Source organism: Rhizobium sp. YAF28 (genome assembly GCF_052113285.1).
Classification (GTDB): domain Bacteria; phylum Pseudomonadota; class Alphaproteobacteria; order Rhizobiales; family Rhizobiaceae; genus Rhizobium.
In genome coordinates this window covers 125,266-139,746 of record NZ_JBFRCX010000016.1, presented here as the reverse complement: position 1 = coordinate 139,746, position 14,481 = coordinate 125,266, and the positions used below count along the sequence as shown (strand labels likewise).

At 59.8% G+C, this 14,481-nt stretch carries 15 protein-coding genes; 6 read left to right on the top strand and 9 right to left on the bottom strand.

Annotated elements, in window-relative coordinates; translation table 11 throughout:
• Positions 1-3: 3 nt before the first annotated feature.
• Positions 4-234, top strand: coding sequence for an HU family DNA-binding protein (locus AB4Z13_RS29160; protein ID WP_442207433.1), 231 nt, complete (start codon positions 4-6; stop codon positions 232-234).
• A gap of 264 nt (positions 235-498) precedes the next feature.
• Here AB4Z13_RS29160 and AB4Z13_RS29155 read toward each other — a convergent pair whose 3' ends face one another.
• The 7 genes from AB4Z13_RS29155 to AB4Z13_RS29125 all read right to left on the bottom strand — a co-directional run bounded on the left by AB4Z13_RS29155 (position 499) and on the right by AB4Z13_RS29125 (position 7,227).
• Entirely contained in the window at positions 499-2,643 is a 2,145-nt protein-coding gene (locus AB4Z13_RS29155; protein WP_442207428.1) for a methyl-accepting chemotaxis protein, read from the bottom strand.
• Between the two features lie 16 nt (positions 2,644-2,659).
• The gene (locus tag AB4Z13_RS29150) at positions 2,660-3,589 is read right to left on the bottom strand and encodes a substrate-binding domain-containing protein (protein WP_113321022.1); all 930 of its coding nucleotides are present in this window, start codon (positions 3,587-3,589) and stop codon (positions 2,660-2,662) included.
• 54 nt (positions 3,590-3,643) lie between these two features.
• Complete coding sequence (locus AB4Z13_RS29145; protein ID WP_442207432.1) at positions 3,644-3,853, bottom strand: hypothetical protein; 210 nt, start codon at positions 3,851-3,853, stop codon at positions 3,644-3,646.
• 353 nt (positions 3,854-4,206) lie between these two features.
• Positions 4,207-4,998 (bottom strand): amino acid ABC transporter ATP-binding protein, encoded by a 792-nt coding sequence (locus AB4Z13_RS29140; protein ID WP_113321023.1) that lies wholly within the window; start codon positions 4,996-4,998, stop codon positions 4,207-4,209.
• Positions 4,995-5,663, bottom strand: coding sequence for an amino acid ABC transporter permease (locus AB4Z13_RS29135; protein ID WP_113321024.1), 669 nt, complete (start codon positions 5,661-5,663; stop codon positions 4,995-4,997). The genes AB4Z13_RS29140 and AB4Z13_RS29135 overlap by 4 nt, the downstream gene beginning before the upstream one ends.
• The gene (locus tag AB4Z13_RS29130; RefSeq protein WP_113321025.1) at positions 5,660-6,301 is read right to left on the bottom strand and encodes an amino acid ABC transporter permease; all 642 of its coding nucleotides are present in this window, start codon (positions 6,299-6,301) and stop codon (positions 5,660-5,662) included. Before AB4Z13_RS29130 ends, AB4Z13_RS29135 begins: the two co-directional genes overlap by 4 nt.
• Positions 6,302-6,399: 98 nt before the next feature.
• Entirely contained in the window at positions 6,400-7,227 is an 828-nt protein-coding gene (locus AB4Z13_RS29125; protein ID WP_442207427.1) for a transporter substrate-binding domain-containing protein, read from the bottom strand.
• A gap of 229 nt (positions 7,228-7,456) precedes the next feature.
• Between AB4Z13_RS29125 and hutC the strand changes: the two genes are divergently transcribed.
• The 4 genes from hutC to AB4Z13_RS29105 all read left to right on the top strand — a co-directional run bounded on the left by hutC (position 7,457) and on the right by AB4Z13_RS29105 (position 11,141).
• A complete protein-coding gene (gene hutC / locus AB4Z13_RS29120) occupies positions 7,457-8,200 on the top strand; it encodes a histidine utilization repressor (protein WP_113321027.1) in 744 nt (247 codons plus the stop codon).
• Entirely contained in the window at positions 8,197-9,138 is a 942-nt protein-coding gene (locus tag AB4Z13_RS29115; RefSeq protein WP_442207426.1) for a LysR family transcriptional regulator, read from the top strand. The genes hutC and AB4Z13_RS29115 overlap by 4 nt, the downstream gene beginning before the upstream one ends.
• A gap of 111 nt (positions 9,139-9,249) precedes the next feature.
• Positions 9,250-10,605 (top strand): LLM class flavin-dependent oxidoreductase, encoded by a 1,356-nt coding sequence (locus tag AB4Z13_RS29110; RefSeq protein WP_439018477.1) that lies wholly within the window; start codon positions 9,250-9,252, stop codon positions 10,603-10,605.
• Positions 10,602-11,141 (top strand): flavin reductase family protein, encoded by a 540-nt coding sequence (locus tag AB4Z13_RS29105; RefSeq protein ID WP_439018478.1) that lies wholly within the window; start codon positions 10,602-10,604, stop codon positions 11,139-11,141. Before AB4Z13_RS29110 ends, AB4Z13_RS29105 begins: the two co-directional genes overlap by 4 nt.
• Here AB4Z13_RS29105 and AB4Z13_RS29100 read toward each other — a convergent pair.
• Complete coding sequence (locus AB4Z13_RS29100; protein ID WP_113321030.1) at positions 11,118-12,281, bottom strand: aminotransferase; 1,164 nt, start codon at positions 12,279-12,281, stop codon at positions 11,118-11,120. The genes AB4Z13_RS29105 and AB4Z13_RS29100 overlap by 24 nt on opposite strands.
• A gap of 96 nt (positions 12,282-12,377) precedes the next feature.
• On the opposite strand from AB4Z13_RS29100, the gene speB reads away from it, so the two are divergent.
• A complete protein-coding gene (speB, locus tag AB4Z13_RS29095; RefSeq protein WP_113321127.1) occupies positions 12,378-13,433 on the top strand; it encodes an agmatinase in 1,056 nt (351 codons plus the stop codon).
• Between the two features lie 219 nt (positions 13,434-13,652).
• On the opposite strand, the gene AB4Z13_RS29090 is transcribed toward speB, so the two are convergent.
• The gene (locus AB4Z13_RS29090; protein WP_113321128.1) at positions 13,653-14,444 is read right to left on the bottom strand and encodes a GntR family transcriptional regulator; all 792 of its coding nucleotides are present in this window, start codon (positions 14,442-14,444) and stop codon (positions 13,653-13,655) included.
• Positions 14,445-14,481 lie beyond the last annotated feature (37 nt).

Sequence of the window (14,481 nt, the reverse complement as noted above, 5' to 3'; positions counted from 1 at the left end):
GGTCTGACGAAGGTACAGGGTAAGGCGATCGTCGAGGCGGTCCTCGCTTCGATCACCGAGGCAGCTCTTGCCGGCAACGAAACCTCGCTGCCGGGCTTTGGCAAGTTCAAAGTCAAGGCGACGCCGGAGCGCGAAGCACGCAATCCCTCAACCGGCGCGACGATCAGGGTTGCGGCCGCAAAGAAGCTGACCTTCCAGCCGGCCAAGGCGCTCAAGGATGCGATGAACAAGTGATAGGCGAAGAGCCTCGCCGGGTGGAGCGGGGCTCTAACTTTACGCGGCATGCCGACAGCAGACTGATAAGACCGCGATTAAACATCCAGTGAGCAGTGCCCGGTCGGCTCGTACCGCTCTCCTGACCGTTGGTTTCCGCTGTCCGACCGCACACGCTCCTCTAGGATTCTCATGGGCTATATTGGTTGACCTCGTCTCGAGACGGTCAGTCCGACAGGCGACCCGGCCTTCGACGGGCTGCGCCGTTGGGAACGATCGAACGCGTCACGATGCCATCGCATAATGCCTGTTCTCTGACATGTGGGCGCTGCTTGTCCGGAACCGGTACAGCAATTCCGCGAGGTTTTCAGTTTCCTGCGTCAGACTCTGAGCTGCAGCCGTGGTCTGTTCGACCATCGCGGCGTTTTGCTGGGTCACCTTGTCCATCTGGTCGCCGGCGGCCGAGACCTCGCGCAGGCTTGTGGCCTGCTCGCGGGCGGCGACCGCGATCTCGGCGACCGTCGCATTCATCGCGGTCACCTGCTCGACGATCTTTTCGAGCGAAACACCGGATTCGCCGACCAGTTCGACGCCCGTCTTGACCTGCATCGAGGAGGTGGAGATGAGTTCCTTGATCTCTCTTGCCGCATTGGCCGAGCGCTGGGCGAGCTCGCGCACTTCCTGGGCGACGACGGCAAAGCCCTTGCCGGCTTCACCGGCGCGTGCGGCTTCGACGCCGGCATTCAGCGCCAGCAGGTTGGTCTGGAAGGCGATCTCGTCGATGACGCCGATGATGTTGCCGATCTTCGACGAGGAGTTCTGGATTTCTGTCATTGCGGCGATGGCGCGGGAGACGATCTCACCGCCCTTTTCGGCGTTGGTACGGGCCGTTGCCACGACAGCCTGGGCGCGGCTGGCGCCTTCCGCCGTTCCGTTGAGGCCGCGGGTGACATCCCCGAGCGCCGCCACCGTTTCTTCCAACGAAGCGGCCTGCTGCTCGGTACGGCGGGCAAGATCGTTGGAGGCGGTGGAGATCTCCGCAAGGCCGGACCGGATGGTCGTGACCGCGCGAATAACGGAACCGATTGCTTCTTCCAGGCTTGCGACCGAGTTGTTGAAGTGATCGCGGATCCTGACGTAGCGGTGGTCGACTTCGCCGACGCGGACCGAGAGATCGCCCTTCGAGAGCGCATCCAGGCCGAGAGAAATCTGGCGGAAGGCATGCTCCATCACCTTTGCGTCGCTGAGACGCTCGGCTTCCTGGCGCAGCCGCTCTTCTTCGGCGGCGAGGCGGGCGCGCTCGGCATTGGATTCGGCGATCAGCTTGGCGCGACCGGTCTCCTGGAAGACCTTGAGCGAACGCGCCATGGCGCCAAGCTCATGACGATGCTCGACGCCCTTGATCGCGATGGTGTCGTCGCCGCGGGCAAGCCGCTCCATGGACTGCGCCATACCGCGAACGGCGGAGGCAATCAGTCGGCCGACCAAGTAGGAGAGCAGGAGGCCAATGACGATCAACAGGCCACTGATGACCAGCGTTGTGCTGGTCGCGGCGGCGACCGTTGCTTCGACCGAACCGTCCAGGTTCTTCTGCGCGCCGGTCACGGTCGCCTGCAAGTCCTTGAATGCGCCCGATATCTTCGGGGCGAGCACGTTGAGCTGCGTCTGACGGATATTGCCGGATGCCTGCAGTACTTCCTTCATATCACTGAGACGGGCAGTGTAATTCTGCATGAGCTGGCCGGCGCCCATCAGGCGCTTCTTCTGCAGCTCGTTCTTCGCAGCCTTGGCGGCGGCATCGTTGAGCGCCACCGCTTCGGCGAGCGCCACCTGCGCCGTATCATAGGCGGCGAAATCGTCCGAATGCACGAAACGTTCGGAAAAATAGAGGCTGCGGTTCAAGGCCTCCAGCGTCTCTGCCGTCATGTGCTGCAGGGCCACGTCATTCTGGCGCCAGGCGCTACGCATCACGTCGTTGAGCGCGATGCTGGTCCAGGGGCCGAATTCGGTGACCTTGGAAATCAGCATGTCACGTCGGGCCTGAAGGGCGACGATCTGTTCGAACGCCTTGCCATAGGCGGCAATGTCCTGACGGATTGTCGCAAGACCGGACTGCAGGTCCTTGTTATCTGCAAAACGCGGATCGCCCGCCTCGAAGGCTTTGACGCCGGCGCGGAAGCTGTCGACGACGGCTTGCGTCGGCGTGGAGCGGAAGGCTTCCGCTGACATCTGGATCTCGTGCAGTCTGTCGCTGTAATCGGAGATGGCAAGGCTCTGGCCTGCCGTGGCGCGATAAGAGGTGAAGATGGCAGCAAGCCCGTTCATGCCGGAGATCGCGCTGACGGTAAGAAGGCTCATCAACAGAATCAGCGGTACGAAGCCGGAGGTGATCTGCGCGCGGATGCCGAATTTATTCCAGAAATGCAACATGATTGGCCTCTTATGCTCACTGGCTCTTCGGCAAATATTTGGTGATGTTCTCGGGCGTCACGAGTTCGAAGGGAACGTTGTTTTCGCGCGGCACCTTCTCCTTGTTTGCGAGCTTTACGGCAGCGTCGACTGCGGCCGCACCCTGCCCGACGGCGCTTTGAAGAATGGTGACGTCGAGATCGCCGGCCTCCATCGCGGCAAGCGCGTCGTCGGTCGCATCGACCCCGGCGGTGACGACGTCCTTCATCGGCATACCGGCCTTCTTCATGGCACGGATCGCACCGAGCGCCATCTCATCATTGTTGGCGATGACAGCGTCGAACTTGACGCCGGCCGCCAGCCATTCTTGCATCTGCTGGTCGGCATAATCGCGCGACCAATAGGCCGCCTGCCGCTCGACGATCTCGAGGCCCTTGCATTCCGGCATGGCGATGACGTCTGATATGTCCTGCGTGCGGGCGCGGGCGGCCGCGTGGAAGGGTTCGCCCATCAGCACGACGACGCGGCCCTTGCCCTTGAGGAGCGCGCAGACTTGCTTCGTTTGGAGCGTTCCTGACTCCTTCTCGTCGGAGGCGACCACGACCTGATTTTCCGGCAGGTCGAGCAAGTTGGAGGGGACATTGTTGATGTAGACCAGCGGAATGCCCGCGTCTGCCGCCATCTTGGTCATCTGCGGCCCGAGGTCGCCATCGGAGACGGCAAGGATAATGGCGTCGACCTTGTCGGCAATGAGCTTCTGGACCTGCTTCTTCTGCAGCTCATTGTCGCTCTTGGCATTTTCGGTGATGAGCTTGAGTCCTGATATCGTCTGCCCGTGATTGACGACGCCGTTCAGCAGCGCCGTTCTGAATTTGTCGAGATCGGACATCGAGACGCCGATTGTCTGCGCGCCGGCGGCGGAGATCGACATCGCCAAGGCTATGGATGCGAGCGTGGCAGTCTTCACTAAATTCCCTCCGCGATTTGGACAGCGTCGGATCGTTACAAATCTTGGTAAATTTTACCTTTCATTCGCAGGGAGGTGGCCAAGGAAATTTAACGGTTGGCCATGAGATCGAAGTCGGGGCTGCCGACCCATTGTGTAGTCGGTGTATCCGGAAAGCGTCGTGCCCACGAAGTCAGCGCCCGAGGCAATAGCGTCCCGACCTTCCTCTGCGGTGCTGATATCTGTCATGGTCATACGGCCATGCGCTTTCGCCTCTGCGACCAGATCGCAGACAGAGACACATAAACTTTCTGAGGTGGAGTTTACTTGTCTGACGTCCGCGGTTTTTCACAAGACGAAATTGACGCGGTTCGCGACTACACTAACCGTCTTTATTTGCCAGAACGCCCAAAGTGGCTCGTTAGATTGATCCAGCTCCAGCTCCGGGATGGTTCTCGTAAAAACGTCAACCAGCGTGCGAAGAAGATCGAGGCCATGCTCGTCGGCTCCCGGGACCGAAATCCCCGCGTTCTACCGTTGGAATTTGGGGAACATAGGAGGGAAGAAAAAATACCGCCGTTTGGGGAGATTCCAGGTGCTCAACCTAGTCTGCCTGGCGACCTGGAAGGACATGGACATTACAGCAACATCGAGGCACCGCGGTCGAGATAGGTATCGAGGAATTGTTCAAGACGGGGATTTCTCGGCTTCTTAAAGACCTCCTGTGGGGATCCGCTGAAGAGCACTTTGCCGTGGTCGAGAAAGATGATCTGCTGGCCGACGGTCGCAGCAAAACCTATCTCATGCGAGACAACAACCATGGTCATGCCCTCGGCGGCCAGATCGCGCATCACGTTCAAGACTTCGCCAGTCAGCTCCGGATCAAGCGACGAGGTCGGCTCGTCAAACAGCATGATCTTGGGCTTCAGCGCCAGGGCACGGGCGATCGCCACGCGCTGCTGCTGTCCACCTGATAGCTGCGAGGGATAGTGCCCGGCCCGGCCCTCGAGGCCAACCTTGACGAGCTGGGCCATTGCCCGCTCCTCCGCGTCCTTGCGGCCCATCTTGTGAACCGTCTTCAATGCTTCGCTGACATTGCCGAGGGCCGTCATGTGCGGCCAGAGATTGAACTGCTGGAACACCATGCCGATTTGGGCGCGGATCGCCCGGTTGGTGGCGGCCGAGACTCGCTCGCGCCGTCCTTGGGAATCCTCGGTAAAGCCAAGCACCTCGCCGTTGATGGAGATCGTCCCGTGCGTTGCCTCCTCAAGAAAAGCCATACAGCGCAAAAGAGTGCTCTTGCCGGAACCGGAAGGGCCGATGAGGCAGGAAACCCGTCCGGGTTCGATGGCGAGATCGATACCATGAAGGACCGTAGTCTCTCCGAAAGTCTTGATGAGATTCCTAACTGCTATTGCGGGGACGCTCATGCGTTGAAAAACCTGAATCTGGAAAGTTTCGTTTCAGCAAGGTTGCCAAGCCAGCCGGTGACTTCGACGAGCACCCAATAGAAAAGCGCCAATGCGGAGAGTGCTTCGACGAAGGCATATTGCTGCGACCCGATTGCACTCAGCGTGGCCGTCAGCTCCGGCACGGTGATAATGGACAAGACCGCCGTCTCCTTCATCAGGATGACCACCATATTCACGGATGGCGGCAGCACCAGCATCGTCATTTCCGGCAAAAGAATGCGCCTGACGATCTGCCCCTTTGTCAGGCCGACACATTCGCCAGCCTCGATATGGCCCTTCGGCACAGCCTGGAAGCCGGAGCGGAAGATCTCGCTGAAATAGGCCGCGCCATAGATGGAAATGCCGATCAGTCCGGCCGGCAAGGGGTCGAGATCAAGGCCGACAAAGGGGCCGCCGTAATAGACTAGGAATATCTGGATGAGAAACGGCGTGCCACGCAGTACGCCTACGACGGCACCCAGCGCCTTGTTGATCAGCACGCCGCCATATTGCCTGGCGACTGCCATCAGGAAGCCGATGACGGTTGCAGCGATGGTGCCGAGGATCCATATCATGATCGTTACGCCGGCACCGCTTACGATGGCCGGCCATTGCCCGATGAGGACATTGATGTCGAAGGTCACCGCGGCGCCCCCGGGAGTCTATTTTCGATCAGGCCGCCGGCAAGCGCCATCAACCAATTGATCACCAGATAGATGAGACCGGCGGATGCGAAGAGCTGCAGCGGCAGGAAGGTGCTGCCGGCAAGGTCCTGGGCCATGCGCGTCAGTTCGACGATGCCAACGACTGAAACCAATGACGACGCCTTGAGAATGAGGATTGCCTCGTTGACGAGAGCTGGAAACGTGAGGCGCAGGGCGATCGGAACCTTGACGCGTCGGAAGACCTGGCGCGGCGTCAGGCCAACCATTTCCGCCGACTCCACCAGGCCTAGAGGCACGCTGGCAAAGCCGCCGCGCAGGTTCTCGGCCTGGTAGGCTGCCGTGCAGAGCGACAGACCGATGATCGCGGCCACGATGCTCGGCACATTGATGCCGATGACCGGCAGCAGATTGTAGATCAGCAGCAATTGCACCAACAGCGGCACGCCGCGAAAGAAGCTGATGAAAATCTGGGCAGGTCGCACGAAAAGCCCTCGCCCCGACAGCAGCATTCCCGAAAGAAGGATCGCAATCGCAAAGCCGATGAGGATCGACACAACACTGATGGTCACCGTGTAGATCGATGCCTGCAGAAGCAACTCGAAGAGTTTAACGGACATTGTTCAGATTTCGCTCGCTTGGCGGTGAGGAAGATCCGGTCGCATTTCTCGGCCATGCCCCGGCAACACCGCGGACATGGCCGATTTCCGATGGCTGATCAGAATGCCGGGTCCTTAACGGAATCCGGTGTGTCGAAGCTCGCGCCGAACCACTTCTTCTGCAGCGTCGCCATCCGGCCGTCAGCTTTGATCTTCAGCATGGCGGCGTCGATTGCGTCCATCAGTGGCGCATGATCTGCATCCTTCAGGCCGATAAAGCCGAAATAGGATTTTTTGCCAAAGGGCGGCATCACGACTTCGAACGTGCCTTCGCGCTGCTTGGCGACGAAAGCAATATTGGGCAGTGAATTGGCAACACCGGCGATGCGGCCGGCCGCGAGATCCGCATAGGACTCGGTGAAGGCCGGATATTCGCGGATATCGACCTTTGTCGGCAGGGCTTCGGAAAACTCCTTGAGCTGATCCAGCTGGGCGGTCGCCTTGCCGACGCCAATCTTCTTGCCAGCGATATCCTCCGGCTTGTTGATCGTCTGGTCGCCGGCCTTTTTCAGGATCGCGATGGTCGCCTCGGCAAGCGGCGGTGTGAAACGATAGCGCTCCATGCGCTTCTTGGTGATCGTCGCTGGGCCTGCGACGACGTCGAACTTGCCGGCTTCGAGCGCCGGGAAGACGCCGTCCCAGGGGAGCGTGACCCATTCGATTTTCACGCCGAGTTCCTTGCCAATCTCGTTAAAAAGATCGACGTTCAAGCCGACATGTTCGCCAGCGTCGATAAAATCGAACGGTGCGAAGGCCGTCTCGGTACCGACCTTCATGGTGCCAGCTGCCTTCACGGCGGCAAGCGTATCGGCCGCATGGGCAGAAATAGTCGCGCCGAACAGAAATGCAGCGCCGACCAGCCCCTTCAGAAGCGAACTCTTCCTCATGTTTTTCTCTCCAGTTTCACCCTTCCGGTGGAAGGTCCAAGTTCCCCAATCGTTGTCCCGCCGAGCGGATTTCTCTGATCCGCTTTTGTCTATACAAATAGATACAGGCCGGCCTACACTGTCAAACGCTAAACTCGGCGGATGCAAGATTTGTGCCGCATAGTGCCGGTAGACCCGGTAGCGGCGGCTTTGGTGGAAATTGAATGTCATCGCTGGATCGAGGTGAGTTTTGGTCTCAATTCATCAGAGAATATTCGAAGACATCGAAACCAGGATCATGACCGGCGTTTGGCAACCCGGGCACCGCATCCCCTTCGAACACGAGCTGGTACAAGAGTATCGATGTTCCCGAATGACCGTGAACAAGGCTCTTTCGGCCCTGGCGGAACGCGGCATGATCACACGCCGCCGCAAGGTTGGCTCCTTCGTCGCCTCCCGGCAGATCGACCGCACCGTGATGGATATCCAGGACATTTCCACGGAAGCCGAATTGGCGGGGCATGACCACGGCTACAGGATCCTGCGGCGAAGGATCGAGACACTGGATGGGGCCACCGCGGCACAGCTCGGCGAGACGACGGGATCAGACATCCTGCGGCTTCACTGCCTGCACACCGTGGACGGCAAGCCAAATGCGCTGGAGCGGCGGATCATCATGCTCGCCATGGTGCCGTCTGCCAGAACCGAAAGCTTTGCTTCGGTCCCGCCCGGCAAATGGCTGCTGGACATGGTGCCTTGGTCGAAGGCAAGGCATGTCATTCGTGCGGTTTCGGCCGATGCCGCCACGGCACGCCTGCTTGAGACCGAGCGTGGCAAGGCCTGCCTGACCCTGATCCGCCAGACATGGCAGGGCAGCCGCACGGTCACCCACGTCGAAATCATCCATCCCGGCGACCGTTTCCAATTCGCCGGCGACTTTCATCCGACGGAGAGAGGCATCCCAGATCAACCGCCGCGGAGAAGCTCCTTTTGACGGTAAAACAGGTTATCAGGACGGTGCCGCTCAAGGGCTTACAGGCGTTCGAAGCTGTCGGCCGGTGTGGCGGCGTAAGCGCCGCGGCCCTCGAACTGAACGTTTCCCCCGGCGCAATAAGTCAGCAGATTCGCAAGATCGAGAGCTTTCTCGGCGTCACCTTGCTGGAGCGCAACGGCCGCACTGTGGAGCTCACCCAATGGGGACGGCTCTATCACCAGGAAATATCGAAGGGTTTCGAGCAATTCGCGCTTGCGGAACAGATTTTGGAACGGGCGCGCAATGAGAATGCTCTGGTTCTCAGCGCCTTGTCTTCCGTCGTCAACAAATGGATAGGGCGCCGGATCTTCGACTGGCAGGCCCTTCATCCTAATGCTCATGTCAGGATTGTCGGCCGCGACAAGGAACCGCGCATGGGCTTCGACGAGGTCGATTTCCGCATCAGCTATGGATCGGATGTGCTGCAGCATGAACACTATACCGAACTGTTCCGCGATTGGGTCGTGCCGGCCTGCTCGCCGGCGCTGATCAAAGGCAAGGCGCCCTCCGTCGCGCGGCTTCTCGAATATCCACTCCTGCATGTCGAATGGGAGCGGCACTTCACACCCTATCCAAGCTGGCGCGAGTTTGCTGCCAAGACGGGCACCGCGTTTGAGGAGAGCACAGCCGGCCTTTCCTTCACTCTGTCGAGCAGTGCGATTGACGCAGCCGTCAACAAGCGCGGCGTCGTCCTTGCGCAGAGGTCTATGATTGCCGATGAGCTCGAGGCACAGACGCTCGTCATCCCCGTCGACACACGCATAGCACTGCGCGAAAGCTATTATCTCGCCTGGGACCGCGCGGCGTTGCAAAAGCCCCATGGGAGCGAATTCCGCGATTGGCTCGTGGCTGTTTCCCGTCAGCAGGCCCTGGCGTCCGCGCCTCGGCCAACACTTTAGAAAAACTAAAACAGAACTCAGCTGCGCAATATTGATGAAAATTTGTGCCTGACGATAATTTGCGCAGGCGGTTTCCCGCGGTGGCAATGACCAACATGGCAGGAGAGTTCGATGGCGCGGGCCGACAAGATGAAACTCGGAACTTTCGTCTATACGTTCGGTTTTCATCCCGCCTCCTGGCTGCATCCGGCAAGCGACGTCAATGGTGCCAACGACTTCGCTCATCTGCTCCATGTCGCCAAACGATCCGAGGCAGCCAAATTCGATTTCATGTTCATGGCGGATTCTCCCGCCGCCGCCGTCGGCGACCCCAGTGCGCTTGCCCGCATTCCCACAAAGATGAACCGTTTCGAACCCCTCTCGCTGCTTTCGGCTCTGGCGGTCACAACCGATAATCTCGGTCTCGTGGCGACGGTCTCGACGAGCTATTACGAGCCGTACAATGTCGCGCGTCTGTTCTCCTCAATCGACCATCTGAGCAAGGGACGCGCCTGCTGGAACGTCGTCACCTCCGACCACGACGAAACCGGCTACAACTTCAACCGCGAGGGGCTCGACCCACATGCGTTGCGCTATGAGCGCGGCAACGAATTCGTCGATGTCGTGTTCGGTCTTTGGGACAGCTTCGAGGAAGGCGCGTTGCTTCTCGACCGTGAAAACGGTGTCTACTATGACAAAGACAAGCACCATACGCTCGATCACAAAGGCAAGCACTTCCAGGTTCGCGGCCCCCTCAACATCGCGCGGACGCCTCAGGGCCGCCCCGTGATCGCCCAGGCGGGCGGTTCGGAACCCGGAATGGACATGGCGGCACGCACCGCCGAGATCGTCTTCAGCCTCGCATCGAATATCGAGCGCAACCGGGCCTTCTACGAAAACGTCAAGGGCCGGATGCAGGCCTATGGCCGCGATCCGGACGATCTGAAAATCATGCCGGGCATCGTCATCAACGTCGGTGAAACCGAAGCCGAGGCAAAGGCGAAGGTGGATTATCTAATCGATAAGATGCATCCGGACGTTGGCCGGCTGATGCTCTCTGAATTCCTCGAGGCGGATCTGCGTGACGTGGCCCTCGACAAGCCTTTCCCCATGGATCGGCTGCCGGCGGCGCCCAAGGGATCGCGCGCCCTGTTCGATGAGCTGGTCGATTTTGTCAGAAGCGGCCACACCGTCGGCGAACTCATCCGGCACTATGCGGAGAAGCATACCGGAAATGGCATGACGGGCACGCCATCCCAGATTGCCGACTTCATGGAGGAATGGTTCGAGACGCGCGCCGCAGACGGCTTCATCCTGATGTTTCCGACCTTGCCGTCCAGTCTCGACGACTTCGTGCGGCTCGTCCTGCCCGAGCTTCGACGCCGCGGGCTATTCCGCGAGGAATACGAGGGTAGAACCTTGCGCGAGAACCTCGGCCTCTCAATGCCGGCGAACCGCTTTGCCAAAACGCAAGCGCCAACCCGATGAGTGCCGAGACCTTGATCAGCGAAGCGGACTTCAAGCTTTCGATGCGTCATCTGGCAGGTGCCGTGAGCGTGATCACCGTCGGCGACGGTGAAGACCGCACCGGCTTCACCGCGACGTCAGTCTCTTCATTTTCGGCGGAGCGGCCCTCCGTCATCGTCAGCGTCAATCGTGCCTCTTCCTCGTGGCCAGTGCTGCAACGGTACGGCTGCTTCTGTGTCAACGTGCTCGCCGCCGATCAGCAGACTGTGGCGCAATCCTTTGCCGGCCTTGATGGACGCAAAGGCGCCGAACGCTATGGCGATGCGGGATGGTACCGCCTGAAGACCGGCGCGGCCGTCCTTGAAAAGGCTCTTGCAGTGCTGGATTGCAGGCTTGAAACCGCATTCCACCATCATTCCCATGCAATTTTGATCGGGCATATCTGCGCGATCAAAATCCGAAAGAGCATAGGGCCGCTTCTCTATTGGCGCGGCGGTTATCATCAACTTCCGGCAGAGGCTGAGCGCCGCGGTCTAGAAAAGACGCTCGGACAATAGGCCTATCGACGCGACATCCGCATTGGCAAAAGCAAGCCTGAGGTAACGCTCTTGTCCCTCGCCGAAATAGGCGCCGGGTAAACAAACGATTCCGGATTCCCTGGCGAGTTTTTCGGCCACCTCGGAAGACGATCGATCGGCGAAAGGGTGGCGAACAAAGGCGAAATAGGCGCCGATCGCTCCAATCTCCCAGCCTGGCAGCTTGGACACGACCAGCCTAAGCGCATCCGCCCGGCGAGCGATCTCGGCACGGTTGCCGGCCCGCCAGTCGGCGAGCAACGGGATGGCCGATGCAACGGCGATCTGAGCCGAACGCGGTGCGCAGATCTGCATGTTGTCCATCACTTTCGCGATCTCGGCGACGAGTTTGGGTCCTGCCGTGATCGCACCCAGCCTGTGGCCAGGAATGCAGAAGGATTTCGAGAAACTGTAGAGAAGAACGAGCGTATCCTCCCAACCCGGCTCGGACAGCATAGAGTGCGGCCGTCCGTAATCGGCGCCGAGGAAATCGCGATAGGTCTCATCGAGGATCAGCCAGGCGCCATATTTCCGGCAGAGAACGAAAAGCTCGTGAAGCAGCTCCGGCGGATACACTGCCCCGGTCGGATTGTTGGGTGTAACGACCGCCAGCATCTTCGCGCCGGCCGCAAGTGCCGCCTCGGCCGAACGCGGATCGGGAAAGAACCCGTTGGCGGGATCGCAGTCGACCAATCGCCGCCCGATCCCCAGCATCGACAGCGTCGTGTCGTGATTGAAATAGAAGGGATTGGTGAGCGCTACGGTATCGCCCGCGCCAGCAAGCGCGATCGCGGCACACATGAACGCCTGATTGCAGCCGGCCGTAATGTGGATATTGCCGGCGGAAATGGCGGCGCCGTAAAGCTCGGCAATATGGGCAGCGTAGGTCTTGCGCAATAATGGCTCACCCTCGATCGGCCCGTATCCCGTCATCGCCTGTTGTCCGGCCGTCTCGCCGAGAAGCCGTAGCATCTCCGGATGTGCGGGATAGCCGGGTACGGCTTGCGACAGATCGATGAGTGGACCCTTCAGCCCTTTGTATTCACGGCCCCAGGCAACGACGGACGGAATGGGCGGGGCAGAAAGGCGGGAAACGAGCGGATTGAATTTTGCGGCGGTCATAGCGATTTCTCTTTGATCCCGATTGCTACAACGATACCAATGGCTTTCTCAACCTCTTTGTTGGGCGAGACGAAACTGAAGCGGAGACGCATGCCGATGGTGTGGGACAAAATGCGGCTTGAGCAGCTGCGCTCGGAGTTTGCGGACACCAATGGCGGCGAGATATTCGATGAGAAGTTTCGGAAAGTGGCGGAGAAGATCATCTCCAAAAATGGCACGCGACTGGCGCCATATTCTGGAGTGCCAACCTTCCTCAGCGCACCCTATATGCAGGTCGCTGCCGAAGAGCCGGACTTCGGCAATCTCCAGGTCGCAATCACCGGAATCCCGATGGATCTCGGTGTCACCAATCGCCCAGGTTCCCGTTTCGGACCGCGCGCACTTCGCGCCATCGAGAGGATCGGCCCGTACAATCACGTTCTCGCCACGGCGCCGGTTTTTGATCTTCGGGTCGCCGACATCGGCGACGTTTCGTTCCAGAGCCGCTACCGGCTGGAGCTCAGCCACGACGACATCGAAAGGCGCATTGGCCAAATCGTTGATGCCGGCGTCGCCCCGCTTTCCGTCGGAGGCGATCATTCGATCAGCCATCCGATTTTGAAGGCCATCGGCCGGCAACAACCAGTCGGCCTTATCCATATCGATGCCCATTGCGACACAAGCGGCGCATTCGATCGGACAAAGTTTCATCATGGCGGACCGTTCCGGAACGCTGTGCTGGACGGCGCACTCGACCCGACAAGGACAATCCAGATCGGCATCCGTGGCTCGGCCGAATATTTGTGGGAATTCTCCTATGCGTCGGGAATGACTGTGATCCATGCCGAAGAGATCAGCGGAATGGGGATCGCGGCGGTCGTCGCCAAGGCAAAATCCATCGTCGGCGACGGCCCGACCTATCTTTCCTTCGACGTTGACAGCCTCGATCCGAGCTTTGCACCCGGCACGGGCACGCCTGAGGTCGGTGGATTGACCACGCGTGAGGTCCTTGAATTGATCCGCGGGCTGAAAGGTATAAACTTGGTGGGCGGCGACGTCGTCGAAGTTGCACCGCAATATGACGCGACGAGCAACACTGCACACGCCGCAGCGCAGGTGCTCTTCGAGATCCTGAGCCTGATGGTATTCAGCCCATCGATCGGCAGACGCTAAGCATTCTGTTCAACGAATGCGAGGTATGCGGGCAAGTCTCCAGGCCAAGCTGTTGAGTGCCAATGACCGGTAAAGGCAGCATCGCTAATAGGCAACTGCTATGGCTGAAAAGCTCAAGAGCTCGCGGATCGGATCTACCCCGGTTCTGGCGGACGTGTCAGGCTACTGCATGGCGCGGAATTATCCCGAGCGGCAATCACCGGAGCAGGACAGAGTGGCTCAATACTGCGTGAAATCGCCCGATTCCGACTGAAGCAGCGTCAGCGGATAACGCGCGGGATGATGGACCAGCGCCGTCAGGTTGACCGGGCGGTTGCGATCGTCAAAAGCGATCTGATCCACGGTGAGAACCGCGGCTGGCGGAGGCAGCTCGAGCATCGCAGCCTCCTCATCCGTCGCAAGGCGCGCGCTCAGCGTTGTCTGCCCGCGTTTCGGATGAATGCGATAGCGCTCGCGAAGCTCGCCGTAGAGCGACCGGTTTGCAACGGTCCAGTCGAGATCAAGCAGGCCCGAAACGCGGGCCGCCGGGATCCAATCGGTCTGGACGACAGCAGGTATGTTGTCGAGAAGACGAAGCCGCGACAACAGAACCACCTCGGCGCCGGGTGCAAGGAAAAGCGGGCGGCTCACCTCAAGCGGCGCATGCACGATGCTGGCCCCGATCAGCCTATGGCCAGGACTTCGCCCGTTCGCTATGGCGATGCTGGTGAAGCTTTTCAGAACCTGGAGCTCGAAGCCGCCACCACGCTCGGCGACGTAAAGTCCTTTTCCCGGCTGGCTGTGTATGACGCCTTGTTGGATCAATTCTCGCACAGCATGGCGCACGGTGATCCGGCTGACATTATAGAGATCAACGAGTTCGCGTTCTGATGGCAGCTTGCCGCGCAACGGCAGCTTGCCGTCGCGGATAGATGCCAAAAGGGCTTCGTAGACCTGCTTGTGCAAAGGGCGAGGGTCATTCCGGTCGATGCCGCCCTTTGGCGCGACGAGTGGTGCCGGAGCTTGCTGCATCTTCGAAATCCGATCCTGTGCGGAGCACTCTTGCCGT

Excerpts from the sequence above, each read along its gene's own strand:
- AB4Z13_RS29155 (WP_442207428.1), bottom strand. The coding sequence starts at position 2,643 with ATGTTGCATTTCTGGAATAAATTCGGCATCCGCGCGCAGATCACCTCC.
- AB4Z13_RS29140 (WP_113321023.1), bottom strand. The coding sequence starts at position 4,998 with ATGAGCGTCCCCGCAATAGCAGTTAGGAATCTCATCAAGACTTTCGGA.
- AB4Z13_RS29130 (WP_113321025.1), bottom strand. The coding sequence starts at position 6,301 with ATGTCCGTTAAACTCTTCGAGTTGCTTCTGCAGGCATCGATCTACACG.
- AB4Z13_RS29125 (WP_442207427.1), bottom strand. The coding sequence starts at position 7,227 with ATGAGGAAGAGTTCGCTTCTGAAGGGGCTGGTCGGCGCTGCATTTCTG.
- AB4Z13_RS29110 (WP_439018477.1), top strand. The coding sequence starts at position 9,250 with ATGGCGCGGGCCGACAAGATGAAACTCGGAACTTTCGTCTATACGTTC.
- AB4Z13_RS29105 (WP_439018478.1), top strand. The coding sequence starts at position 10,602 with ATGAGTGCCGAGACCTTGATCAGCGAAGCGGACTTCAAGCTTTCGATG.
- AB4Z13_RS29100 (WP_113321030.1), bottom strand. The coding sequence starts at position 12,281 with ATGACCGCCGCAAAATTCAATCCGCTCGTTTCCCGCCTTTCTGCCCCG.
- speB (WP_113321127.1), top strand. The coding sequence starts at position 12,378 with ATGGTGTGGGACAAAATGCGGCTTGAGCAGCTGCGCTCGGAGTTTGCG.
- AB4Z13_RS29090 (WP_113321128.1), bottom strand. The coding sequence starts at position 14,444 with ATGCAGCAAGCTCCGGCACCACTCGTCGCGCCAAAGGGCGGCATCGAC.